The organism is Ktedonospora formicarum (assembly GCF_016587355.1).
GTDB lineage: Bacteria > Chloroflexota > Ktedonobacteria > Ktedonobacterales > Ktedonobacteraceae > Ktedonobacter > Ktedonobacter formicarum.
This window is the reverse complement of the sequence record NZ_BNJF01000008.1, coordinates 143,390-168,847: the sequence shown is the minus strand read 5'-3', so window position 1 is coordinate 168,847 and position 25,458 is coordinate 143,390. Positions and strand designations below refer to the sequence as shown.

General features: G+C 52.6%; 14 protein-coding genes and 7 pseudogenes. 14 read left to right on the top strand and 7 right to left on the bottom strand.

Going from position 1 to position 25,458, the window contains the following annotated elements:
• Positions 1 to 3: 3 nt before the first annotated feature.
• Both K3T82_RS42185 and K3T82_RS42180 read left to right on the top strand, forming a co-directional pair.
• The gene (locus K3T82_RS42185; protein WP_220199471.1) at positions 4 to 1,161 is read left to right on the top strand and encodes a sensor histidine kinase; all 1,158 of its coding nucleotides are present in this window, start codon (positions 4 to 6) and stop codon (positions 1,159 to 1,161) included.
• A gap of 23 nt (positions 1,162 to 1,184) precedes the next feature.
• Entirely contained in the window at positions 1,185 to 2,492 is a 1,308-nt protein-coding gene (locus K3T82_RS42180) for a hybrid sensor histidine kinase/response regulator (protein WP_220199470.1), read from the top strand.
• Between the two features lie 252 nt (positions 2,493 to 2,744).
• On the opposite strand, the gene K3T82_RS42175 is transcribed toward K3T82_RS42180, so the two are convergent.
• On the bottom strand, positions 2,745 to 4,016 hold the full coding sequence (locus K3T82_RS42175; RefSeq protein ID WP_220199469.1) for an MFS transporter: 1,272 nt from the start codon (positions 4,014 to 4,016) through the stop codon (positions 2,745 to 2,747).
• A 74-nt stretch (positions 4,017 to 4,090) separates the two neighbouring features.
• Positions 4,091 to 4,816, bottom strand: coding sequence for an SDR family NAD(P)-dependent oxidoreductase (locus K3T82_RS42170; RefSeq protein WP_220199468.1), 726 nt, complete (start codon positions 4,814 to 4,816; stop codon positions 4,091 to 4,093).
• A gap of 292 nt (positions 4,817 to 5,108) precedes the next feature.
• Here K3T82_RS42170 and K3T82_RS42165 point away from each other — a divergent pair, with 292 nt between their 5' ends.
• Both K3T82_RS42165 and K3T82_RS42160 read left to right on the top strand, forming a co-directional pair.
• The gene (locus K3T82_RS42165) at positions 5,109 to 7,163 is read left to right on the top strand and encodes an ATP-binding protein (RefSeq protein WP_220199467.1); all 2,055 of its coding nucleotides are present in this window, start codon (positions 5,109 to 5,111) and stop codon (positions 7,161 to 7,163) included.
• Between the two features lie 79 nt (positions 7,164 to 7,242).
• Positions 7,243 to 7,488: pseudogene (locus K3T82_RS42160) on the top strand (DDE-type integrase/transposase/recombinase); the annotation flags it as partial.
• 237 nt (positions 7,489 to 7,725) lie between these two features.
• Here the strand turns inward: K3T82_RS42160 and K3T82_RS42155 are convergent.
• Positions 7,726 to 8,214 (bottom strand): response regulator, encoded by a 489-nt coding sequence (locus tag K3T82_RS42155; RefSeq protein ID WP_220199466.1) that lies wholly within the window; start codon positions 8,212 to 8,214, stop codon positions 7,726 to 7,728.
• 994 nt (positions 8,215 to 9,208) lie between these two features.
• Between K3T82_RS42155 and K3T82_RS42150 the strand changes: the two genes are divergently transcribed.
• The 5 genes and pseudogenes from K3T82_RS42150 to K3T82_RS42135 all read left to right on the top strand — a co-directional run bounded on the left by K3T82_RS42150 (position 9,209) and on the right by K3T82_RS42135 (position 16,734).
• Positions 9,209 to 12,883: a WD40 domain-containing protein gene (locus K3T82_RS42150; RefSeq protein ID WP_220199465.1), complete on the top strand. Its 3,675-nt coding sequence runs from the start codon at positions 9,209 to 9,211 to the stop codon at positions 12,881 to 12,883.
• 172 nt (positions 12,884 to 13,055) lie between these two features.
• Complete coding sequence (locus tag K3T82_RS42145) at positions 13,056 to 14,429, top strand: NACHT domain-containing protein (RefSeq protein WP_220199464.1); 1,374 nt, start codon at positions 13,056 to 13,058, stop codon at positions 14,427 to 14,429.
• A gap of 362 nt (positions 14,430 to 14,791) precedes the next feature.
• Positions 14,792 to 15,517 (top strand): annotated as a pseudogene (locus K3T82_RS49730) (WD40 repeat domain-containing protein); the annotation flags it as partial.
• A gap of 113 nt (positions 15,518 to 15,630) precedes the next feature.
• Positions 15,631 to 15,765, top strand: a pseudogene (locus K3T82_RS49725) (WD40 repeat domain-containing protein); the annotation flags it as partial.
• A gap of 54 nt (positions 15,766 to 15,819) precedes the next feature.
• Positions 15,820 to 16,734, top strand: coding sequence for a WD40 repeat domain-containing protein (locus K3T82_RS42135; RefSeq protein ID WP_220199462.1), 915 nt, complete (start codon positions 15,820 to 15,822; stop codon positions 16,732 to 16,734).
• A gap of 88 nt (positions 16,735 to 16,822) precedes the next feature.
• Here the strand turns inward: K3T82_RS42135 and K3T82_RS42130 are convergent, their stop codons facing one another.
• Together K3T82_RS42130 and K3T82_RS42125 are read right to left on the bottom strand one after the other, a co-directional pair.
• A complete protein-coding gene (locus K3T82_RS42130) occupies positions 16,823 to 17,035 on the bottom strand; it encodes a RidA family protein (RefSeq protein ID WP_220199461.1) in 213 nt (70 codons plus the stop codon).
• Between the two features lie 140 nt (positions 17,036 to 17,175).
• Positions 17,176 to 17,479, bottom strand: a pseudogene (locus K3T82_RS42125) (DDE-type integrase/transposase/recombinase); the annotation flags it as partial.
• 36 nt (positions 17,480 to 17,515) lie between these two features.
• Between K3T82_RS42125 and K3T82_RS42120 the strand changes: the two are divergent.
• The 3 pseudogenes from K3T82_RS42120 to K3T82_RS42115 form a co-directional block, all read left to right on the top strand.
• A pseudogene (locus tag K3T82_RS42120) lies at positions 17,516 to 18,421 on the top strand (IS5 family transposase).
• Positions 18,422 to 18,474: 53 nt separating this feature from the next.
• A pseudogene (locus tag K3T82_RS48650) lies at positions 18,475 to 18,605 on the top strand (IS6 family transposase); the annotation flags it as partial.
• A 962-nt stretch (positions 18,606 to 19,567) separates the two neighbouring features.
• Positions 19,568 to 19,955: pseudogene (locus K3T82_RS42115) on the top strand (DDE-type integrase/transposase/recombinase); the annotation flags it as partial.
• A 236-nt stretch (positions 19,956 to 20,191) separates the two neighbouring features.
• Here K3T82_RS42115 and K3T82_RS42110 read toward each other — a convergent pair.
• A complete protein-coding gene (locus tag K3T82_RS42110; RefSeq protein WP_220199460.1) occupies positions 20,192 to 20,707 on the bottom strand; it encodes a DUF3291 domain-containing protein in 516 nt (171 codons plus the stop codon).
• A gap of 308 nt (positions 20,708 to 21,015) precedes the next feature.
• Here K3T82_RS42110 and K3T82_RS42105 point away from each other — a divergent pair, with 308 nt between their 5' ends.
• Positions 21,016 to 22,506 (top strand): MFS transporter, encoded by a 1,491-nt coding sequence (locus tag K3T82_RS42105; protein WP_220199459.1) that lies wholly within the window; start codon positions 21,016 to 21,018, stop codon positions 22,504 to 22,506.
• Between the two features lie 2 nt (positions 22,507 to 22,508).
• Here the strand turns inward: K3T82_RS42105 and K3T82_RS42100 are convergent, their stop codons facing one another.
• Entirely contained in the window at positions 22,509 to 23,402 is an 894-nt protein-coding gene (locus K3T82_RS42100) for a helix-turn-helix transcriptional regulator (protein ID WP_220199458.1), read from the bottom strand.
• A gap of 515 nt (positions 23,403 to 23,917) precedes the next feature.
• On the opposite strand from K3T82_RS42100, the gene K3T82_RS42095 reads away from it, so the two are divergent.
• Complete coding sequence (locus tag K3T82_RS42095) at positions 23,918 to 25,153, top strand: RNA-guided endonuclease InsQ/TnpB family protein (RefSeq protein WP_220199422.1); 1,236 nt, start codon at positions 23,918 to 23,920, stop codon at positions 25,151 to 25,153.
• Positions 25,154 to 25,458 lie beyond the last annotated feature (305 nt).

The window sequence follows — 25,458 nt, the reverse complement described above, 5'->3', positions numbered from 1 at the left end:
TCAATGAATGCTACGAATCTTCCTCATGTAGTGTTGATTACTACAAATGAAATGGAGCGCTTTAAAGGATTAGAACATGAGCTTGTGAACCTTTTGGAGCAACGACAGGCGCTTGAAGAGCGCGTACGTAAAGGCGAAGAGAGGAGAAGAGCTTTTATCCACATTCTCCATGATATGGCGAAGCTTAACAAACAATTGTCTGACCAGCGTAAGGCGATGATTCACATTCTGGCAGATTATGAGCAGGATCGCCGTAGTATGGTTCAACAGACAGAACGTCTGGATAATTCTCGGCGCGCGCTTCTCCATATTCTTCAGGATTCACACAATTCCAATCTGCGCCTAGAAAAAAGCCGTAAGGCGATGATACATATTATGAGCGATCTGAAGGAAACGACTGATGAGGTTAAACGTCAGGGGCAGGAACTGCGCGAAAAGCAGGAACAGCTGATACAGGCGGGTAAACTTGCCACCCTGGGTGAATTGACAACTGGAATCGCTCATGAGCTCAATAACCCTCTTAACAGTACCGCCTTGTTCGTGGGAAATGCGATTGACATGATCAGATTGGGCCTAGCAGAGACAGAGGCTCAACAACTCTTGCAAGAGTTGAATAGCGCCATGCAGCAGATTCAGAAGGCGACTAGTATTATTTCCCACCTGCGTACATTCGGGCGTGTGGCTTCGGCACGTCACGAGCAAATCAGGCTTGAGTTAGTCATACAAGGAGCATTGATGCTTCTTCAGGAACAACTCCGTTTGCGCCAAATCGAGATATGTGTCGATGTTCCCTCTAAGGAGATAATAGTGCTAGGTAGCTCGATCCAATTGGAGCAGGTGTTTCTAAATCTGCTCACCAACGCACGTGATGCTATGGTATCAAACAAGCAGAAACGCATTACTATTAAATGCGAGCTCAAAGAGAACATTGTCGAGATAAGTGTAAGCGATACTGGCACGGGTATCCCATTGGATCTGGAGAAGCGTATTTTCGACCCTTTCTTTACAACCAAAGAGGTTGGGTTAGGCACAGGTCTGGGTCTTTCTATTACCTATGGTATTATCCAGGACCACGGGGGCGCAATTTTGCTTGAGAATCATCCAGGGGAAGGAGCTGTTTTTATTATCCAACTTCCCCTCTTTGCTCCAACGGGGGGGTAGCAGTACCTCAGGAGGAAAGTAACGTGGAACTAAATCAAGGCAGAACAGGGCAAGAATATCAGCCGAAGATTATTTCCGTAATACAAACAGAACCAGCGGATGAAAAACGGAAACCACGTATTCTCCTTGTTGATGACGATAGCGCGGCGCTACAGGCTCTTTCTCGCACCTTCACGCTGCGCATGCAAGATGTTGATGTGGATACATCGAATTCCGCGCTTGATGCTATCGCACAGCTACAACTCAGAGAGTATGACGCGATAGTGAGTGACATCAAGATGCCTGGGATGGATGGGATGCAACTTTTATCAACCATTCATGCAAGTATGCCAGATATACCTGTTTTGCTTATCACTGGACATGGTGAGCATGAGTTAGCAATGCAGGCGTTGCAGGAAGGAGCATATGATTACACTCTCAAACCCATTGATCGCGATTTTTTTGTGGCAGCTGTACGGCGCGCACTCCAAACCCGCCAACTGTTTCGTCTCGTACAGGAGAAACAGCAAGCTTTGGAGCAGTATGCATGTTCCCTAGAGAGCCAGGTCGAGCAACGTACCAGCGAACTCACAGCGGCAAACCACGCAAAAGACTCTATGCTGAGTATGGTCGCGCATGAACTTGCCACACCACTTACCAGCTTAAAGGCAATGATTCAATTAGCCCAGCGCCGATTGAAACAGGGAAACATAGATAAGATCATCGGAGATATCGAGAAAATGGAGCTCTCCATTAATCGTTTGGGGGTGCTTGTTCATGACCTGCAAGACACTATGCATATCCAGTGTGATCAATTTGTATTGCATCGTAGACCCCACGATCTGGTGAAATTGTGCCAGCATGTGGTTGATGAATTTACGGCTGATAAAACGCCTGCTACTTGCGACCTTTCGCCGCCTGAGCCAATCGAAGTTGATATAGATTGCAATAGGATCAGCCAAGCTCTTCTAAATTTGCTCACTAATGCTCGCAAATATTCGTTAAAGGAAACACCTATTACGCTCAAGTTGCAACGAAGAGGAGGAGAGGTCATCCTCTGTGTGCGTGATCGCGGTTTAGGTATTTCTCCTGAACATCTATCCTCCATATACGAGCAATTCTATCGTGTTCCCAATAACAATGTCCGAGTCGGGGAATCTATTGGATTGGGATTGGGGCTCTATATTACGCGTGCCATTGTAGAAAGACACGGAGGACATATGGAGGTGCAGAGCCTTCTAGGAGAAGGTAGCACGTTTTCCATTATTCTACCAGCTCTCACTGATGGGGTAAACGCTGCACATGAGTTTACCACTGAAGCATTGTCGTTGCAGATGATGTGGACATTATGAACAGTGTCTGAGACTGGCCCCATCTCCTCGATATCGAGGAGAGCGCTTTTCACCGGTGATGTAATCTCAATAGGCAGCAACCGGTTTACCTAGTGAAGCCAAATATGCATCGACCTGCTGGTGCGAAAGAGGCTGTACTACCACTGAATTCTGAAATCTTCAATCCTGTTATTCTCCTCGTCTGCCAACCAGCAGACGAGGAGAATAACAGGAGGAAATGCTTCATATTTGCGCAGGCCAGAGGCGATTCTTTTAGCGGCCTGGTTGCTCAATCTTCTCTCCTTCGGGAGTGACAGAAGTGGTTCTGAACGAGGCTGACGGACTCAGAGAAGGTCGGCGATGACCAACCACCAGTTGGTGAAGCAAGAGTCCGAGGGCAATGAAAATGGACCCACTGAGCGGAAGGAATCCAACATGGGAACTCACTATGAGCCCTCCAACTGCTCCTCCTAACGCTGTGCCAAGATTCAGTGCTGAGTTGTTCAGGGCAAGCGTAACACTGACTTGCTCAGGGGCGGTTGTCAGGAGTTGTGACTGGAGCGGAGTCACGAAACTCCAGCCGGTCACCCCCCAGACAGTGGCAGCAAGTGCGGCGAGAATGATCGTCACCACGCTCACAGCAACGAAGTTGAGCCCCCAGAGCAAGAGCATCGCACCCAGTAAGAAGACCAGGCTCACAACGATAGTCCGGTTTGCGCCAAAGCGATCAGCGGATGTGCCACCGAGCGCGTTGCCAATGACACCAGCTATCCCGAAACCGAGCAGGATGAGAGCGAGAAAAGGCTCGCTCCCAGGTGTGAGCAGGGTTACGAGAGGGGCAATGTAGGTGTATGCCACAAACTCCCCCGCAATGGCAAACAACGTCGTGACTAGGATGGCCAGAAGAGCAGATCGACGCATCAGGCGTCCAAACATTGGGACTGTGACGATCGGTGGACGAGCAAGCTCAGGCACCAGAACCACAATACCAAGAGCGGCGAGTGCGGCGAGAGCCGCCACGACAGCAAAGGTGATGCGCCAACTGGCCAGCCCGGCGATGAATGTACCCAATGGGACCCCCGCTACCAATGCTACTGTTAGCCCACTCCAGACGAGAGCCAGAGCTCGTCCCTGTTTATCCAGAGGGGCGAGGGCAACGCCAGCGGCAGAGGCAACACCCTGGAAACTTGCCGCGCCTATGGCCGCAAGAATGCGAATGACCACCATCAGCCCATAGGAGGGAGCGAGTGCGGCCAGCACGTTTCCGACCGCAAAAATGATGAGCGCCCCCAACAACACCCGGCGGATAGGAAATCTCGTGGCTAGAGCCGTCAAGAATGGGCCAAGAAGAGCATAGGCCAGAGCGAAAATGGTCACCAGTTGACCCGCCGCGCTGATCGAGACATTGAGACCACGAGCCACATCCGGCAAAATGCCTGCAATGACGAGTCCCTCGCTTCCAATGGCAAACATGCCGAGCGCAAGCGGAAGTACCCGGATGGCCCAATTGGATGACGAAACCGCTGACGATGAATGAGTGTTCATGCGAACCTTTCTTTTTCTGAGTGACGGAAAATGGATCGCAGACGCCTCAATGAGAAGCCTGCGATCGGGATCATTTAGATTTGCGCTGTTCCTCCATCAACGAACAGCTCGATTCCGGTAATGAAACTGCTGTCATCCGATGCGAGGAAGAGGACCGCTTTCGCCACTTCGTTGGGATCGCCCAACCGCCCCATCGGCACGAGGCTCGCCAGGAAGGTCTTGATCTCTTCACTCTTATGGAATGGCGTATTGGTTTGGGCAGGACTAACGGCGTTGACACGGATCTTGCGGTCTCGGAGCTCAACGGTCCAGGTTCGTGCAAATGACCGGACCGCCGCCTTCGTGGCGCTGTAGATCGTAGACCCTCCTACCCCTTTGGAGGCGACGACTGAGGCATTCAGAATAATTGAACTGCCCTCCTGCAAGAGTGGGAGCGCCTTTTGTACCGTGAAGAGGAGTCCCTTGACGTTGGTGTTGAACAAGGAATCAACATGTGTCTCAGTGATCTCTGCTAAGGGGACAAATTCCCCTCCTCCAGCGTTGGCAAAGAGGATATCGATGCGGCCATGCTGCTGCTTCACGGTCGCGTACAAGCGATCAAGATCCGCGAGCCTTGCCACGTCTCCCTGAACGCTCGTCACATTTTTCTCAATCTGCCTGACGGCTGCATCGAGTTCGCGTTGACGACGACCCGTGATATATACATGTGCCCCCTCTGCGGCAAAGAGCTTTGCCGTCGCCAGACCAATACCGCTACTGCCACCAGTGATGACTGCGACTTTTCCTTCAAGCTTTGTCATAAATGTTTCTCCTATCAGTTAATGGAATATACTCATCGGTTGAGGCCACTGCACCCTTTCGCACAGAGTCGTGTGATATACTGAGATGATGGATAGCCTCTTGAGTTGTCCTTGTTGCCAGTCTAAAGCATCTTCGTGACCCAACCGTGAACAGAAACGTGAACAGAATACGATGAGCCAACTCTCTCTTTCTCTGTTTGGTACCCCTAAGATTCGTCATCAAGAGCAAGTATTGAAATTTCGGACACGCAAAGCATGTGCCTTATTGATCTATCTTGTCCTTGAGGAGGGCATGCACTCTCGTGAGAAGCTCATGACACTCTTCTGGCCAGACCTTGAGGAACAGCAAGGCCGTACCATCCTGCGCCGCACCTTAGCAATACTGCGCGAGGCGCTTGGGGAGACAACCGTCGCGCCTCATGAAGCTCATCTTGTCGTGGAACGGAATGCTCTGGGTGTGCGACCTACTTCTGCGATCGTGAGCAATATTGCGCTCCTGAATGCAGCGTTCGCCCGTGTCCGTTCTCATCTGGCCTTGGATCAAGTCCAGGATGAGGAGCGCCACCAGCTGGCGATACAGGTGCAAGAAGCGCTTCGTCAGATCAGAGGCGCATTTTTAGAGAACTTCTCGCTGCCTGATGCTCCGGCATTTGACACCTGGATAAGTACTCAACGCGAAGCACTTCGTCATCGTGTGAGCGTGCTTTTCGATGCCCTTTCAACATGGCAGATGGAGGGTGGAGAACTGGTCAATGCGCTTGCCACAGCCACCCATTGGGTTTCCTTTGATCCTGGCGACGAGGCTGCAACCCGGCGTTTGATGCAGATGTCTTTCATGGTGGGCAGACGCGACGAAGCCCTCCAGGTCTATGAAACAGCGCGTGCCTGGCTCTCGCGTGAACTGGGGGTCGAACCTGCTCCAGAAACGATGGCTTTGGCAGAACGACTGAGCCGAGACTTCCCCTTGCGCCTGCCAGGACCACCACAGCCCTCTTCCCAGTTTTCAGTCGCTGCGGTCCATCTTGACGGTCTCCTGGTCGGGCGAACCCGGGAATACGCGAGTCTCGTCGAGCACTATCATCGTGTAACACGCCAGGAAACGCATCTGGTGTTGCTTGAAGGCGAAGCGGGTATGGGCAAAACACGTTTAGGAACAGACTTTCTCGCATGGGCCGCGATGCAAGGTGCAGAGGTCCTCCATGCCCAGGCGTTTGCGAATGGGAGGAGCCTTTCCTATCAACTGATCGTGGATATGCTACGCCGGCGGGTAGAAGAGCAGAATGCTCCTGATGATTTGCTCAGTGATCTCTGGCTCAGCGAACTTTCACGTATCCTGCCAGAATTGCGCGACCGGTATCCAGATCTACCTGTTCCCCTCACAGACGAATCGACCGGGCACACGCGCTTGTTTGAGGCTATTGCTCGCCTAGGAATGGCGTGGGCGTCACGCCGACCGCTGGTGGTGTTTGTCGATGATCTCCAATGGATCGATATAGCCTCACGCAATGTGCTCTTTTACGCCTGGCATCAGTGGAGGGCAAGTCAGCTCCCCGTATTGCTCATTGTGAGTGTGCGGAGCGAAGAACTCCTCACGCAACCTGACCTGCAGGCGTGGCTTTTCAACCTGAAGCAAGAGGGACCCACATGTGCGCTGACCCTTGAAGCACTGCGCTACGAGGATCTTGTCCAGTGGGTCCAGTATTTGGATGCATGCGCTCTTCAGCAGGGAAGCGGAAAGACGGCAGAAAAAGAAAGAAACCGTGCAACAGCTGATGGGACTCCTTTTGTGCAATGGCTGTTCAACAAAACGCGAGGGCAGCCGCTGTATGTCGAGGAAGTGCTCAGGGCACTGCTCGAACGCCAGATGCTGCGAGCCCTTCCCCGACCCGATGGGACGTGGGCAATAAATATGTCGGTCACGGACGTAGAAATCGAGCAATGGCACGACATCCTTCCATCGAGAATACACGACACGATTCGCATGCGTCTCACATATGTCTCTTCAGTCGCCAGGCTCTTGCTCAATGCAGCATCTGTACTCTGCCACGATTTCACCCTTGAGCAACTCTGTCAAGTGACAGAGCTGTCCGAGAATGATACGCTCCAGGCGCTTGATGAGCTTCTCTGCCATCACCTGCTCATTGAGCACGTCAACGGAGCGGTTACCTACTCCTTCTCTCACGATACCCTCCGTGAAGTGGTCTACAGCGAGATCGGTGAGAGCAGGCGACGTGTCTTTCATCATCGGGTGTTGCAGCATCTCCAGGCTACTGCCGCTCCAGAAGCTATCATCGAGCACTACACACGTCATGCTGAATCTCCTTCCTCAGTGGCAGTTGAAGCATGAGCGCAAGTGACGAGGCAGCATCGCTATTGACCGATGAAGTGCATTTTTATCGAACGGATGTCCCAAATAGTCAGCACACCTGCCTGAACACGTGGAATTGAGGCAGGTGAAATACCTCAACAATCTGATCGAACAAGATCATCGGTTCATCAAACGCTTGACGAAGCCGGGGATGGGATTTTTTTCCTTTGAGACAGCCAGCAGAACCTTACAGGGATATGAAGCATATAACATGATCAGAAATGGGCAACTGCAAAAGGTGAAAAAAGGAGATGTGAGAGGCCAGGGTGTCTTGGTTGCCAAGCTGTTTGGGGTGGCAGCCTGACCGAACGAGGAGAACTCTTCACGTCATCTCCGCCTTCGTCATAGTTTTTGCAACACAACCACCTCACATGCTCTGGTCGCCCTCCTCTTTCAAGGTTTGGGGTAAACGAGGTGTGCATGGAACGTTCCATCAGTTCCAACAACATTTGTTGCACTCGAGATCTGCCGACGATGCGGCGTACAGGTTACCCTGGCGTTTTTCCAGCAATACTTTTGCCCGGAAAAAAAGAACAGGCTATTATAACCAGACGACATAGAGAGGAGAATGTTCGTGGTTGATTGCAACACGTGTGTTTATCGATTTTTCAGATGAAGAGGCTGATAGGATTTTCTGGGTCACCTGAAGGAGATTCTGAACGCCAAAAGGAATCGCGAGGCAGCCTTTCGCTCCGGCAAGTCGCGCCTTCAAACGATCCACAACGCTATTTTGATATAAGAGCATGATAATAGCTGTATGAGTAAACTGGGGCCTCGCCTTTAGTAAACGTGTTACTCCATACCCACTTTCATCAGGAAGAACACTATTAAGAAACACGAGGTCAGGAAGCAGTGCGTCAGGTTGACTCAACCAATGCATTGCCTCTACTCCATTGGAAAAACTTTGGACCACGAAGCCTTCGCAACTCAGACATGTCTCAATTCCCCCACGAATCGTGGGGGAATCGTCGATGACCATTACCCGGACAGCCCGTCGAGATGATATCGCCTCATCACAAAGACAAGACATTATTCTGCACTCCTCCTTATTATTTATTGTTCATGCTTCTCTTCTCGCTGCCATATGCTTCGCGATGAAATGGGTTGTACCCATCTCATGCGCACCCACTATTAGGCGCTCAAGCAGCACGCACGGTGTGCTCTATAGTGCCGCAGAAGCATCTCTGCATGCCGTGGGCAAATCCCATGCGAGCCATTCCCTAATTCCAGGCCCTGCTCGCACAGGCACCAGGCACAACGTGGACACTGCCATTCTACGGCACCATCTTTAGATAGTGCTTCATTGAACAGGGGGCCTTCCTGCTGCTTTTCCATCATCACTCGGCTGTTTATCGTCTTTTGATCTTCAAACATTGTTTTGCTGTTTATCATCTATCGTTCCTCTTCTAGCGTGGATAAGCACGCTCCTCTTCTCAGTCCCCCTGGAAGGAACATCATCCGGCGATTAAGCACTCAAGCGGATTCTGTCACGTCACCCTGGTTTGTCCCCTTCCTCCAAGAGAGTATAGAAGAAGGAACTGGAGAAGTCACTTCTTTTTAGGTGTCACCTCGCTTCATCTCACTTCATGTTTTCACAGTTGCCTGAAGAACTTCAGAAAAGCTCGACAAAGGATGCTATCGCTAGCCCCAAGAACACAAAGAGCGATGACGGCTGGTGACGGATATTGAGGGATCATCCAGAAGAGCAGGAAAATGTGGAGCCAAAGAGCTTTTTTTGACTTCTCAGGCAGAGCATTATGAAAGTGGGCGTGCTTTCTGTCAATCCTCATTGTTCGCTAGGCAATCTGCTATGATAAAAAGAGAAGAAAGAAGCAGAGATTGTAGAGGTTCTCCTGTTATTGTTCCCTACAATCCCAGATAGGTGTTGGCCTGTTGGAAGGTCCACATATCACAATAAGCTTACCGATGGTTCGCTATGAAGTCACCGCTCATTAGATGGCATGTTACTTCACATTACTTCACATTGTGCTGCTCCAATGAATCATGTAGAAAGGTGAGCGCCGATGGCAAAAACCTTCTACCGTGAGCGAGACTATGCGTTTGGCCAAATGATGCTCACGCTCCGGACAACCACCGGTTTCACCCAGGCGGGACTTGCTGAAGTCCTCGGGGTCTCTCGACGTGCAGTGGCAGAATGGGAAGCGGGCAGTAGTTATCCGAAAGCTGAGCACCTCAAACGTTTCATTGAGCTTGGGGTACAACAGCGGGCCTTTCCTGCTGATCAGGAAGCCGAGGAGATTCGCACCTTCTGGAAAGCAGCACACCAGAAGGTGCTGCTTGATGAGCAATGGCTGTCCCTGTTGCTTGGTCCGCAACATCTGTCGCATCATCACAAAATCCCTACCCCGATTACCCCGATCAGCGCCGATGAGGAAAGCACCCCTGCTGGACCGCGAGTGGATTGGGGTGAAGCCTTTGCGATCCCCGCCTTCTACGGGCGCGAGCAGGAACTGGCCTTCCTGACACAATGGATTGTGCAAGAACGTTGTCGTGTCGTGAGTTTGCTAGGCATGGGAGGCATTGGTAAGTCGGCGCTGGCCATCAACTTCACGCAACATACTGCCGAGCATTTTGACGTGGCGCTCTTTCGTTCGTTACGCGATGCTCCCTCGTGCGAAGCACTGCTTGATGACTGCTTGCAAGTACTCTCATCACAACGTCTGAGGACAGTACCAGACAGCCTTGAACAACGTATCGCCCTCTTGATTGAGCACTTACGAAAGGGGCGTGTGCTCATGATCCTGGACAATCTAGAGGCCATTTTGCAAGAAAGAGAGACCAAGGGACTTTTCCGTTCTGGCTTTGAAGACTACGGGAGGCTGCTACGCCGGGTCGCGGAAACAGAGCACCAGGGGTGCCTGTTACTCACTTCTCGGGAGAAACCAGCAGAACTAAGGCCACTAGAGGGCAAACACGCTCCAGTACGCTCACTACGCCTTTCTGGCTTAGATCTCGCGGCATGTGAACGGGTACTGACAGAGAAAGGGGTGGAGGGGACTCCGCAAGAGCAGACGCACCTCATCGAGGTATATGGAGGTAACCCTTTGGCCTTAAAAATTGTCGCCGAGATCGTCACCGACCTTTTCGGCGGTGCGATTGGCCCGTTCCTCGCAGGAGGCACGATAATCTTTGGTACCATTGCCAACCTACTCGATGAACAATTCGCCCGGCTCTCGGTTCTTGAGCAAACCCTACTGCGCTGGCTGGCAATTGCTCGTGAGCCAGTGACCATTGAGGAGGCACTGGCGATGTTGACCGTTCCACTACCGCGTGTCCAGGTGCTGGAAGCCGCTGATGGTTTGCGCCGCCGCTCTCTGATTGAGCCGGGACAACGTCGAGGCAGCTTTACGTTGCAATCTGTCGTACTGGAATACATAACCTCTGTGCTGATTATGGAGGTAATAAATGAGATTCAGCAGGGCAAACACGATTGCCTCATCCACTATGGATTTGAACAGGCGCATGCGAAGGAATATGTACGACATACGCAGGAACGATTGTTGGTGGCACCGCTGTTGGAGCGTCTGCAAAGCGTGTACCGTGGGCAGGCTGAAGTCGAAGAGCGCTTGCTTTTGTTGCTCAATCAATTTCGAGCATGTGACTATGCTGCCCAAGGATACGGACCTACGAATGTGATCGCGCTACTGCGTTTGCAGCGGGGGCACCTACGTGGGCTCGATCTCTCGCACCTCTCCCTTCGAGGTGCCTATCTGCAAGACTGCGAGATGCAAGACGCGTCGCTTGCTGAGTCGGTCGTCCGTGATGTCGTCTTTACGGAAGCACTCGACGCTATGTGGGCAGTGGCTGTCAGTAGCAAGGGAACATTCTGGGCAGCAGGCAGCAGGAGTGGGGAGGTGCATGTGTGGAAGGAGGAAGGGAGAATCCTTCACCTGATCTGGCGAGCACATACCGACACGATTTATACCCTTGCATTCAGCCCAGACGAGCAGATTCTGGCAACCGGAAGTTGGGATGGTACCATCAAGTTGTGGGATCTGGAGCAGGGAGCGTTGCTCTGGATGGGGTGGCACACGAATAGCGTTAACTGCGTCGCCTTTGACGCCGATGGTTGCCTGCTTGCGAGTGGGGGAGACGATGGAACAATCCAACTCTGGGATGTGTCGTCCGGCCGACATATGCAAACGCTCTCTGGTCAGGGCAAAGCTGTACATGCCGTGAGCTGGAGTCCCACTAGCCGCCTGCTGGGCAGTAGTTGCGTTAATGGAAATATTTCGCTGTGGCAGGTGCAGGGAGGACAGGGAGCGCAGCCAGTGACGCGTGCAGAGATCCTCACAGGACATACTAATTGGGTAATGGGTCTGGCCTTCGCACCTGATGGGAGGCACCTGGCTAGCGCGAGCTGGGACCGCACCGTCAAGCTGTGGGATGTAGCTAGTGGATGTGTGCTTCAGACACTCACAGGAAGTACGCGTCGATTACATTGTGTAGTCTGGAGCCCCGATGGGCGCCTTGTAGCCAGTGCCGGCCTCGATACAGCGATCTGGCTCTGGGATGTTGAACAAGGTCGGTATCGAGTGGTACTCCATGGACATAGTGCTGGTGTGCTTGCGCTTGCCTTTACCCCCGACAGCAGCAGCCTGCTCAGTAGCAGTGAAGATGGAACGTTGCGTGTATGGAATGTAGTAGATGGGCGATGTATGCGCCTCATGAGTGGGTACGTTGGCTCCCTCTTCGACGTTGCGTGGAATCCTACTGGTACACAGTTGGCAGGTGCCAGTACCAACACAAGCGTCACAATCTGGGATGTGGGCGGCGGAACAGTGCCTAGAGTCTTACGAGGACATCACTGGATCGTCCATGGAGTGGCTTGGAGCCCGGATGGAAGACTCCTCGCTAGTAGTGGGTGGGACAATTCTATCCGGTTGTGGAACCCGGAGACAGGTTCCTGTCTCCACCTGCTTCGGGACCCTGACTCCGTTGACACGATCTTCCAGGGCATAGCGTGGGAGCCAGATGGGCAGCTTTTGGCCAGTGGAAGCTATATGCGCGGGGTGCAAGTATGGGATATGCAGATGCACAAGCGCCGCTGGATCGGGTTCCCATCTCCAACCAAGCTCCGTGGTGTGGCATGGAGTCCAGATGGGAGCCAATTGGCTAGCTGTGGTGACGATGGCGGCATTTGCCTTTGGAAGCCCTCCAATGGGTCGTTGCTCAAGAAGCTTCAGGGGCACCATGGCAGGGCCGCGAGCGTTGCGTGGAATCCAGATGGGAGCCAATTGGCTAGTGGAGGAGGAAGCGAAGATGGGGAAGTCGTGGTCTGGGAGGTCGCGAGTGGAAAGGTCGTACGCGTCTTGGGCACATCCAGTGGAGGAATATCTGCGGTGACGTGGAGTCCGAGTGGTGAGGCCGTGATAAGTGGAGATTGCTATGGGAAGCTACGGTGGTGGGAGGTAGCATCGGGAAAATGCCTGGCAATCTGGGAGGGGCATGAAGGAACAGTGCAGGCATTGAGGGTGAGTCCGGATGGACACCTGCTGGCCAGCTGTGGCGACGACAGCGCCATTCGGTTATGGAATCTGGAGACAGGCGAAGTGGTACGAACATTGCGGCAAGATCGCCCTTATGAGCGACTCAATATCACAGGCATCAGAGGAATGACCGAGGCACAGAAAACCGCAATACGAGTATTGGGAGGGGCTGATGATTATTCATCATAGAAAAGTGCTTTATTTCTTGTTATATGATTCCTAATGTACATCGTATTCCGAGCATTGGTAAGCCACTTTCTCGCTTATCACCCCCCTTCCGTACAGAGGCTGCTCTTGCTCAGAATGACTTGCATTTCCCAGAAACCGGCCTTCGTGCCTCTGCGCGAAGCAAGGAGGGAAGATGAAACATTCACATTCCAACCAACATACAGGTGAGAACGCCTTTGGGCGCTTCTGCGAGACGCTGCGCAAGCGCATGAACCTGACTCAACGAGAACTAGGGAGATTTCTTGAGATAAGCGAGCAGACTATTCAGCGGTGGGAGCAAAGCAAACACTCACCCACACGAGAGCACCTCACCCAGTTGATTGTCCTTGCTCTTCAGCGCCATGCATTTACGCTTGGACAAGAGCGCGAGGAGGCGGAGCGGCTCTGGCTGACTGCAAGGCAGCAGGAGGACTTTGCTGCCTTCTGGATTCGGGCACAGCTCGCAGTAGCATCAGCGCCCTCTGCTCTTGCGGCGCGCAAACCGGTTCCACGGACCGAAGAGTGGAGGTCCTCCCAGAAGCCTCCACATCCCTCGTCGCGCTTCGATTGGGGAGATGCCTTCGATGTGCCTGATTTTTATGGGCGCCGGGCCGAGCGCTTGCAGCTTGAGCGGTGGGTACTTCAGGAGCATTGCCGGGTGGTGTGCGTGCTGGGCATGGGAGGTATCGGCAAATCAGCACTCTCGGTCTCCCTGATGCGTCAGGTGGCTCCCACCTTCCAGATGGTGGTCTTTCGCTCGATACGGAATGCTCTTCCCTGCCAGGATCTCCTCACCGACTGTCTGCAGGCCCTTTCGCCTCAACCACTACCCGCCCTGCCCTCCACGAGTGATCGATGTATCGACTTGCTGCTGGAGTGCTTCCAGACGCGACGCTGTTTGCTCGTGCTGGACAACCTGGAAACATTGCTGCAAGAGCATGATCCAGAGGGCCGCTATCGTCCGGGCTACGAAGACTACGCGACACTGCTTCGTCGGGCGGCTGAAGCGCCACACCAGAGCTGTCTGCTCATCACGAGCCGGGAGGCCCCGGCTGAACTCGAGCAATTGGAGCGTCGTCAGGTTGGCGTGCATGCGTTGTGCCTCGGAGGGCTGGAGTTGAACGCTTGCGAAAACCTCTTCGAGGAAAAGGGCCTTGTTGGTACCGGTCAAGACCGAGCTCATCTCGTCCGGCTCTATGCGGGAAACCCACTGGCCTTGAAAATTGTTGCGGAGACTATCGTCGAGCTCTTCGGGGGCGAGATCAGCACCTTCTTAGCGCAGGATACGGTCATCTTTAGCACTATTCGCGACGTGCTTGCAGAACAATATAGCCGTCTCTCGGCCCTGGAACAAGCGCTATTGATCTGGTTGGCAATTGGACGCGAACCTTTGCATGTTACTGAACTCCAGAGGATGTTAGTCCCCCAGTTGCAGGAGAAGCGGTGCATGAGGCGCTGGAAGCGTTACAACGCCGCTCACTGGTCGAGCGGAGCAAGCAGCAGGCGACGTTTACCTTACAATCGGTGATCCTGGAATATGTGACGGAGGTGCTGGTAGAGCAGGTGAGTGAGCAGATCCAGCAAGCGCGGTGGGAGCATCTGATCAGGTATGCACTTGCGCAGGCAAGGGCCAAGGAATATGTGCGGCAGGCGCAAGAGCGGCTGATTGTCTCTCCAATCCTTGTGCGCCTCCAGGTCATCTATCAAGAGACAGAAGCAGTTAAGGAATTATTAGTGCAGTTGCTCAGCCAATTGCGTACGCTAGAACAGGAGGGGCAGGGATATGGGCCAGCCAACCTCATCACGCTCTTGCGAGGGCTACGCGGACACCTACGCGGACTTGATCTTTCAGGGTTTGCCATTCGGGGGGTGTATTTGCAGAGTGTCGAGATGCAAGATACGACCTTGTCTGGAGCGTTGATCCAAGACAGCGTCTTTACCGAAGCTTTTGACGCGACCTTAGCGGTTGCCACAAGTTCTAACGGGCAGTACTGGGCAGCAGGTAGCAAGCGGGGGGAAGTGAGAGTATGGCGTGGAGGTGGCCAGATCTTACATCTCGTCAGGCAGGCACATACCGCCAATACATATGCTCTTGCCTTCAGTCCGGATGCGCATCTGCTGGCTAGCGGGAGCTTTGATGGCAGTATTACGCTTTGGGACGTAGCAAGTGGGGCTCCTCTCTGGTCGGTTTGGCATACTAAGGGGACCAATTGTTTGGCCTTTGCTCCCCATGGAGGGATGCTCGCCAGCGGAGGACATGATGCAACGGTCCGGATCTGGGATGTTCGGCAAGGTATCCACCTGCAAGATTTGCCGCACCCTGGACCAATCTTCTCTCTCGCTTGGAGCCCGAATGGGACACTCCTGGTCAGCGGCGACTTTGAGGGAACACTTCACTGGTGGGAGATGCGAACACCACAAGTAACGACCTGCCAGCGTGCGCGCTCAGGGCATTCCAATTGGGTGCGGGGACTTGCCTTTGCCCCCAACGGCAGCACCTTAGCCAGCGGAAGTTGGGATGGTACCGTCAAGCTCTGGGAGGTGAAAAGCCAATGTGTGCGCCAGACACTTGTGGGGCACGCGGAGCGGGTGCAATCATTGGCCTGGAGTCCCGATGGGCAGACGCTAGCCAGTGGTGGATTTGATCATATGATCTGGCTATGGGATGCTAAGGAGGGAAGCGCTCGGATGGTGCTGCGGGGGCATACCGCTGTGGTGAATAGCCTGGCATTCACCCCGACAGCCGCCACCTGCTTAGCGGCAGTGAAGATGGGACCCTGCGTCTCTGGGAGGTTGCCAGTGGGCAATGCATTCGTATCATACAGGGCTACGCAGCCACTCTGTATGATATTGACTGGAGCCCCGATGGCACCCAACTTGCTAGTGTAGGCTCTGATACCCTGGTGACCATTTGGGATATGAGCAGTGAGATGCCACGCGTATTGCGAGGGCATCGTTGGACAGTCTACGGAGTTGGGTGGAGTCCCGATGGGGGGTTGCTGGCTAGTAGTGGATGGGACAATACCATCCGATTATGGGACCCGAGCACGAGGATGTGCGTTTATCTCTTACGCGACATCGATCACCCTGACACACTATTCTCCGGTGTGGCCTGGAGCCCCGATGGGCGTCAACTAGCGAGTGGAACCTTTCTCCGGGGAGTGCTGGTATGGGATGGGACAACGCGCACACAACGTTGGATGGGGCGTGCACAGGCAACCTGGGTCAGACGCGTAGCCTGGAGTCCGGATAGCGTGCGACTCGCCGGAGGAGATGAAGATGGGAATGTGTATCTGTGGAACACAGCCGATGGGTCCCAGATCCTGCAGTTGCAGAGGCATCATGGGGCGGTCATGAGCGTGGCCTGGAGTCCGGATGGCACACAGTTAGCCTCTGGCTGTGGGAGTAGAGATAGCGGAGAGCTTGTGGTATGGGATATTCGAACAGGTGAGCCAATACGATTCTTAAAGGGGCATTCGGGGGTGGTCTCTGCGGTGACGTGGAGTTCGAGTGGAACGTTACTGATCAGTGGGGGAAGTGACGGGATGCTGCGCTGGTGGGATGTCTCCAGGGGCACGTGTGTGCGCGTGCGTCAGGCTCATCAAGGGATGATACAGTCGCTCAAAGTGAGTCCGGATGGACGCTGGCTGACGAGCTGCGGAGATGATGGAAGCATCATGCGTTGGGACCTACAGTGTGGCGAGTCCCTCCATGTGCTGCGTCGCGACCGTCCCTACGAGCGGCTGAATATTGGAGGAGTTCGAGGCTTGACGGAGGCACAGAAGACCACGCTGCGGATGTTGGGAGCAATTGAGAGCGCTTCAGCGGAGTAAGCTTGCTCCTATCCTCTGACTCTAACTGGTTCAGGAAACAGGAGAATGAGGAAACAAGCACGTTCACGGCGTTACATTCATCGTGATCCTACACAACAACTTCAAAGATTTCCTCCAGGAGGACTGGGGTTCGAACGAGCAAGCTATAGACCCCAGAGACCAGACGGGTATGCCCCAGTTCTCTCCCAAAGATCTGTGCAAACAGATCTGAAGGGCCATCTGCAACTCCTACATGCTGCGTAAATGCCTCGGTCGTTGCCAGAGCTATTCCGACTCGCACCACTTTCTGAATACGATCCACATCGCCCAGGAAATGGTTCTGTCAGAACTGAGTGCATAAAAGCTCACAGAAAGAGGTGGCAGTCTTTCAACTCATCATCCATTGGGTTAGGAAGCCATCAGTAGAAGGAGCCGCAGGACTGCAAGTTTTTCGCAAAACAACTATCGTTGCTCTGGAAGAGACAGGGTTTCTCTCATGAGAGAGCGTGGGCGAAAAGAGTTGCGTCATTCATCAAAAGCACGACAAAAACGTGCCGCTGTGGCGAAATTCCCAAATCCACGCATTGGATAGTAGCATTGTTTTCTTCCTCGATGGTCTTGCTCCAAACGATTGTTGAGGTATGTATTGGTTCGATGCTGGATACCACCCCAAGTACCTCACGTACGGCTCGTGGAGAGGAAGCATGACCATCAGTTGTCGCCTGTTCTGGGTGTGGCCAACCATAGCGAGAGCCTGTTTGAAAAACTACTGGGCGTCTATCCAGGAACGGTTGGGTCACCAATGGAACGGTATCCTTCTGATCTCACCGATGCGGAGTGGGCCATTCTCGAACCACTCATCCCACCTGAGAGGCCTGGTGGAAGACCATGTGACGTCGATATGCGGGCGATCCTCAATGGGATCTTTTACGTCCTGCGAGCTGATTGCGCTTGGCGCATGATCCCGCGTGACTCTCTGCCCAAATCAACGGTGTATGCGTATTTTGCTCGCTTTCGCAATGAGGGGATGTAGGAACAGATCATGGCTCACTTGCGAGAGCGGTGCCGCATCCAAGCTGGACGCGAAGCGACCCCTTCTGCCGGCAGCATCGATAGTCAATCAGTAAAGACGACCGACCGAGGAGGACCACACGGCGACGATGGCGGCAAGAAGCCCTCTGGCAGGAAAAGGCATGTGCTCGTCGATACGACCGGACTCGTCGTGAAAGTGATCGTCCATGAGGCGAATATCCAAGATCGGCAAGGTGTCCCGTTGCTTTTAGAACCCCTCGAAGGGCTGTTCCCCCGCATGAGAAAAGTGTGGGTGGATCAGGGGTATACTGGCAAAGGACGGGAATGGATCAAGGAACAGGTAGGGTGGAAAGTGGAGATCGTTCGCCAGAGTTGGCCAGCTCGTGGAGAATGGGTGCCGCATGGGGACCTCTCAGACATCAGCACGGTGTGGTTCACGTATGAACGCATCAAACCGGAACCCCAGAAATTTCGGGGAGTCCTGCCGAGGCGTTGGATCGTGGAACGAACATTTGCATGGATAGGACGTTCTCGCCGCATAAGTAAGGATTACGAATATTTAACAAGAAGTAGCGAAAGTATGGTGCATCTTGTGATGATTCGTCTCATGGTCCGAAGACTTGCCGAAACGACTGAAAGCGCCAGAGAGACCGCCCAAAGGCGTCGAGCCGCTTGAACAGCCATTCTGGACACGCTCTATGCACCTCGCTCGCCGTCTACTCTACTTTTTCCACAGCCGGCCCAATCCTGGATCATTTTCGGCCGAAACGACATCGTTTCAGAGCCAGGGAGTATCGGGCCCTCATCAGGGGAGATTCCAGGCGTGGAACGAAGTGAGTGGAAGGGACATGGCCGCCTAGCACCACATCAGCCTCCTCCCATCTTTGCCCCTTTTCTTCCTATTTCTTTTCTTTTTAGAAACATTCTTCCAGTTATTCGATAAGTTGACAATACCAATGGATAGCCCAACATACTTGTGCATCTGCGTGCAAAAAACCTTGCTGCACCCGGTGAGGGCCTTGACTTGCTCGTACGTGTACTGCGACATCGTTTGGCTTCCCGGTCAGGTTGAGGAAGGGTCCCTTGTGACCGCTTCCAGAAATGGATGCCTTCAATGGGCAAGGTTCCGTGAATTCGCCTTAGAAGCAGAATGCTTGCACCTCAGCTGACCCCGCAGCGACCTGACTGTGAAACCCATCTCGTCTAGGTGGTTCGTTTCTTTGTGCGTCCGATCTTCACGCAAAAGGCAGCGGCAGAACAGACTGCATCTCTTTCAGGTGAACCAGACCTCGAAGAGAACTTTCAACAATGATCAAGAGTACAGCCAAGAGCTGGCACAAATTGCCTGTTCATCTCAGTGCAAACATGCGTGGCGCATTCCAGCTCTGGGTGTGCGCGTTTTTGTGCTGAGCCGCTTCTGATCACAAGAACGCGATCGATCTCCATTGTTCCCAGCGTTTCACCACTTGTCGCTGGCGGTACGCCCGCTGGCGACACCGAGCAGAACAATGCTCCCTGGTGCGATGTCCTTTGATGCAAGTCAGAGGGGTCCCACAAGGGCAGGCATCGAGCCGTTGTGGATCAATAGGCGACTGTGGATACGAGAGAGGACGGAGAGAAGAGAATGAGGAGAGGGTTGTGTTGCAAGAATTATGAGGAAATCAAAATACTCATGGAGTTTCCTCCTGGTTCGATTCAAGCGACCACCCCAAAGGGTATTGTCAAGTTGATGAAGCGACACACAAAAGCCGAAGAGCATGAGAGAATACCCTCATGAAAAAGAGCGTCTCATCTTCACCCTACAAAGGGTATCGCTTTCCACATGTTGGTACAGAGTCGACGCAACACACAAGCTGCCAAGGGGTTCTTTCGCAAGTTAAAGGGACTCAAGTACGCGCCTCGCGTCATCATCACTGACAAGCTGGCCATCTCTGTTGCAGCTAAGAAGGAAATCCTGCCCAGCGTCGAGCATCGACAACACAAAGGCCTCAACAATCGAGCTGAGAATTCGCATCAGCCCACCAGACAACGAGAACGAACCATGCGACGTTTCACATCTCCTGGTCACGCTCAGCGCTTCCTCTCGGCCTTTGGCCCCATTTCCGATCATTTTCCGACCCCGAAGGCATCATCTCAACGCCTCAGAGTATCGTGCGCTTCTACAGGAACGATTTGAGATCTGGAAGGAGGTTACCATCGAAAAATCAGCTATAATGGGCCTTTTCTCCAGTTCCCTCCTCCTCTTGTTCTCTCAGCAAGCGTTTTCTCGCTACTTCTCGCTACTTCAAACATTAACTTGACAATCCCTTGGGCAATATCTCTTTGTTTCCATCCTTGGATGTGTAGTTCCTAGGCTTGTTGCCTGCGCCATTCGCGCCAGTCTTTTTTGTGTGAGGCTTGATGCTTGCTCATACCTCCAGTCTACACATCTCTCCTCAACTCAACTTTAGCTTTTTATGCAGTGATCAGTAATAGAGGAAGGTTCTTGCTTATGCGCCTCGCTTGTGGAGGAAATTCTTTCATCTGGGGAGGGAAACAAACGCTCGAAGGTGAATGCATATGGAGTCTCACCAGAGGTTCGTAGATATTCCAGGCGTTCCCGTGCCTCTTCTGCTGATGGCAGATGTCCCTGAGGAACCCACCACATAGCATAATTAGGGCCATCAAGAGGCACAAACCACTCATGACCCCGATTAATAACCTCTTGGTGTCCAGTCTTGTACACAAAGTTGGCATAATTCTCTATTGTAGCCCAAACCGAGACATTAGCGATAATTGTCTGGTCCTCATAAAGATCAGTCTCTTTCGCATTGCTACCAGGACCAGTTCTCCTCCAGATGAAGCCGGGGCTTCGTCGAGCAAGAGCATCTATTTCCCTTCTTCGGTTCACATATCCAGCCATGATAGGATTGTCATAAGGAGCTCGAATACGACCAATATTTATCTCAGCAATATAGTACATAACTGTATTCTTCCTTTTGCTTCTGTCAGTCAGAGCGCAACTTCTCTGGTTAAGGTAAAGCAGGTGTGAATAATCCGCCCTGTGAAAAAGATACAGACTGACTCTGTTTGCAACAAGATAGCGATATATTCTAGTATCAGCCACTACCAGGATAATCCGCAACTATTCTAGCACAAGCCTTCTCTTTCTATTTCTTTGCTAACCAGGTACTGATTCCTTCTAGTATCAAACCCTTCCTTGTTGCCTCTGTGCTCCCATGGCATGATTGGCCTGTGAAACTTCGTATGAGAGTGAAAGAAAGGAATGTGATGAATCTGAAGATGGAAGAAGCTTCCTGGTCTGTTGATCTCCCAGCGCCAAAACAGCACAGCAAATGGGAGGCGTTTGTTGTGATCGCGCCAGCGATCTTTATGGCCAATCTTGACACGTCGATTGTCAATGTCAGTCTACCCGCGATCGCAAAAACCTATAATACGTCTTTGGGTGGCCCTATTGAGTGGGTAGTCATTGCGTACTTAACTATCATTGCCAGCCTGCTTTTGCCGGCAGGCTGGCTTTCTGATCGCATGGGGCGTAAACGTCTGTGGATCACTGGATTAACTGTTTTTACGTTTGGCTCGATCTCATGCGGATTTGCTCCTACGCTTTTGGTGTTAATAGTGGCCAGGGGACTACAAGGGGCGGGAGCTGCTTTTATTTTTTCGATCGCACCAGCTATCCTCTCAGATGCCTTTCCAGCCCATGAGCGAGGGAAAGCTGCGGGGGTAAATGCTGTAACAGTTGCGCTTGGCTCTAGTACGGGCCCCTTGCTTGGTGGCCTACTTACGCAGTTTCTAAACTGGCGTTGGATTTTTTTGATAAACCTTCCTCTTGTGTGTATGGCAGTGTTACTTGCTTATCGTCTCCAGGGAACAGCGAAAACAACAAAGCCGCAGAAGAGTGATCAAGGAGGTGCCCTCTTGTTGGCTGTCATGCTGGGGACACTGGTTGTGGGGTTATCATTTGGAGAGTCTTGGGGTTGGCTTTCCCCTCGGTTGATCGCAGCCCTGACTATGAGTCTGGGAGCTTTGATTGGGCTGGTGTTAGTTGAGCGACGAGTAGCAGCTCCTATTCTTGACGCTTCACTTTTCCGTCAGCGAGCGTTCTTCGCTAGCATTCTCAGTTTATTGTTGTTTCATCTAGCAGTTTTTTCTGTCAACGTGCTGTTGCCATTTTACCTGGAGAACCTACGTTCTTTTCCTCCCGGGCAGGTAGGTCTTCTGCTGATACCAGTTCCACTCACTCTAGCGGTGGTTGCTCCTCTGACTGGTCGATTCTCTGATCGTTTTGGATCAGCTTCCCTAACGGCAGGAGGATTGGGTATAGTCTTCCTTGGAATGCTTTTCCTCTCCCAACTTGATGCACATAGTTCTCTCTGGGATATTGAGTGGCGGCTTCTATTGATGGGAATAGGGCAAGCGGCGTTTATCTCTCCGAATAATGGAGCCATCTTAAAAAGCTCACCACGCACAAAGTATGGCATTGCGGGAGGAATGTTAGCTGCTAGCCGTGTTGTTGGGCAAAGTATGAGTGTGTCTTTGGCGAGTGCGGTCTTTGCAGGATTTGGTGGGATGGCAGCGAGTCGACACCTCCAAACATCAGGGCTTCCTGCTGATACAATCCAGCAAGCACAGCAAGTCTTCTTACGAGGTTTGCATGTCGCATTTATCGTAAGTGCGGTAATCGCAGTTTTAGGTGTTATTGTCACTCTAGGACGTGGAAGGGAGGAGCAAACCATACACATGTTGCATGATGAATAATGCTATTCTTGAGCTTGATGATCTCCTGGCGTTGATTGTACGGACAGGAGTTGCGTTAGCTTGTTCGCTGTATCCGTTTCGGGTAAGGGCAATAGCACCCGCAACGAGAGTTGTTGATCATAGGCGAAAATCATCGTGATGGGTTGCAATACAAGTTTCCCAGCTTTGGGGTGAGAGAAGATAATGGGACGCTCACGTTGATGCTGTACTTCGTGAAAGGACCACCATTGGCGAAACTCTTCGCTCACTTGTTGGAGGTGCTCAATCATGCTCTTCAACCAGGGATCATCGAGGTGTTGTATGCTCTCCATGCGGAAGAGTGCTAACAATGTGCGGGCTTCCTCCTCCCAGTTGACCATCAAGCTACGAAGACGAGGATGAGCAAAATGGTGCCACACAACGTTGCGTTCAGCCAGAGGATAGTTTGCCCAATCATCAAGGAGGGACTCAGCCCTATTCCAGGCCAATACATTCCAATGGGCATCACGTAGATGTGCAGGTGCTGGTTCGAGAGTGCTAAGCAGATTCTGAAACGCAGGACGAACTTTTGAGCGTTCCAAAGAAGACGGAAGGGGCTGATCTGCTAGTTGGAAGAGATGTGTCTGTTCATCTTTCGTGAGTTGAAGCACTCGCGCCAGACTTTCTACAACCTTGGCAGAAGGGCGAATATCTCGTCCCTGTTCCAACCAGGTGTACCAGGTCACACTCACGTCGATCAATTCGGCAACCTCTTCGCGTCTAAGGCCGGGAGTGCGTCGTTTGGGACGTCTAGGCAAACCAATCTCTTCAGGAAGAAGCCTAGCACGTCTGGTGCGTAGAAAATCGGCTAATTCCTTTCGCCGATCGTGCTCTAAACTCTCTTGTTTGGTGGCATGCCTATTATCTCTCTGGGCCATAATTTGCCGCTCCTAACATATCTTCTTTGCTCTTCACCTCAGCATATCATGGAAATCATAGCTAAACAACCTCTACCAAAGCGCTAGCTCTTGACTCTCACCTGAGCGGAATCTACGGGGAAATTATGTTGGGATTTATGTCGCATTAGGAGGAGTATCTGGATCAGTGGTGCTGATTCGCTGATCGGAGCGACGTTGATAGAGCCCTCACACTTCGCGCTGTTGTTCACTTCCGTTCGCGTACCAATCCTGGTGAGCATCTTGTTGAGCCAGAAGCATTTCTCGCTTTTTTTGTCCAGGGTGACCGGAAACGTTTCGGCTCTGGATCAGCTTCGAGAGAAGAAGGATCCGGTTCTGATGGGTGTGAGAAACGTTTTTAAGAAAACATGTCAGCTGTTGACACTTGGAGACATCTCTGGTAGAGTGGTATTGGAAAACATGTTCTTCTAGAAAATGACACGCAAGTGACCCATCGACTTGAAGGATGTGGTGCTGCAAAGGTAGGAGGCCACCAGATGCAGTTGGTCGAACGACATCTCATTCGCCAGCATGATGCCCGCTTTGCCCTCATCGATCAGGCGGCCTTTGCTTCCAAAAACCTGTATAACCAGGCTAATTACCACGTCCGACAAGCCTTCCTTCATGAGGGAACCTATCTCCCTTACCCTGCCATCTTCCACCGCTTGAAACACCATGACGCCTATTGTGCCCTCCCTCGCAAGGTCAGTAACGCCATCCTCATTGCGCTTCACCACAATTGGAGGGGCTTTTTTGAAGGCATGAAGGCATACCGCCAAGACCCCACCGCCTTCATCGGACGCCCCAAAATCCCTGGCTATCTCGACAAAACCAAGGGCCGCTTCTTGCTCGTCTACGAGAAGAAAGCCCTGGGCAAGAGGGCCTTCAAGCGCACAGGCACACTGGTTCCATCGGGACTGCCCATCGAGATCGCGACCCAACTCCCCTGGGAGGTTATCCGCCAGGTTCGCATCATTGCACGCGCTGATGGCTACATGGTGGAGGTCGTCTATGAGCGGGAGATCCAACCGGCTGCGGTCAACCCAGCGCTTCGAGCCGCCGTGGATGTGGGCGTCAATGTACTCGCTGCCATCACCAGCGACAAGCCCGGCTTTGTGCCTCGCCTGGTGAGTGGCAAACCTCTCAAAAGCCTCAATCAGGGCTACAACAAAGAGCGTGCCAAGCAACAGCAACGCCTCGCGCATGAGAAGCGATGGACCTCGCGGCACCTGGATCGTGTGACGACGAAGCGCAATCGCCGTGTGGATGGGTATCTGCACACGGCCAGCCGTCGGATCATTGATCTGCTGGTGAGCGAAGGCATCGGGACGCTGGTAATAGGCAAGAACCCCTTGTGGAAACAGGAGGTGCGCCTGGGGCGCAGGAATAACCAGCAGTTTGTGCAGCTTCCCCATGCCCGTTTTCTTGAGCAGTTGACCTACAAGGCGCAGCTGGTTGGGATCAGGGTCATTCTTCAAGAGGAAAGTTACACCAGCAAGGCCAGTTATCCGGATGGCGATCCCATCCCATCCTATGAGGCGAGCGCGGCTGAGAAGCAGGTGTTCTCAGGCAAGCGTGTGGCTCGCAGTTGGTATCGCGCCGGGGATGGACGCCTCATCCATGCCGATCTCAACGGATCCTACAACATCTTGCGCAAAAGTAGCTCCGACCCTTTGCAAGTGGGGCGAGGAGTAGCGGGAGCGGCAGTACTCCCCAGACGGCTGGCCGTCTGAACGGATGACTTCTCGGCAGAGATGTCATCATTTTAAGATACTGTTGCTCGTCTTCTTCTTGAAAAAGTTCCTCCAAGTGTTTTTGGAAGATTTGGCATGCCTCGACCGCAAACCGAGTGGTGTGTGAATCAACAGAGGCATTCGCATCGACTTTCGTCGCATCGATGTAGAGATCTCTACAACGCAACGAAGCAGTGACCATGAAGAGTACATTGAAGATCTATGGATGCTGTTGGCTACCAAATCCTTGCATAGCCAATCACCCCAAGTGAGATGAGAAGCAGGGTTGGTTTGCCATAGCACGT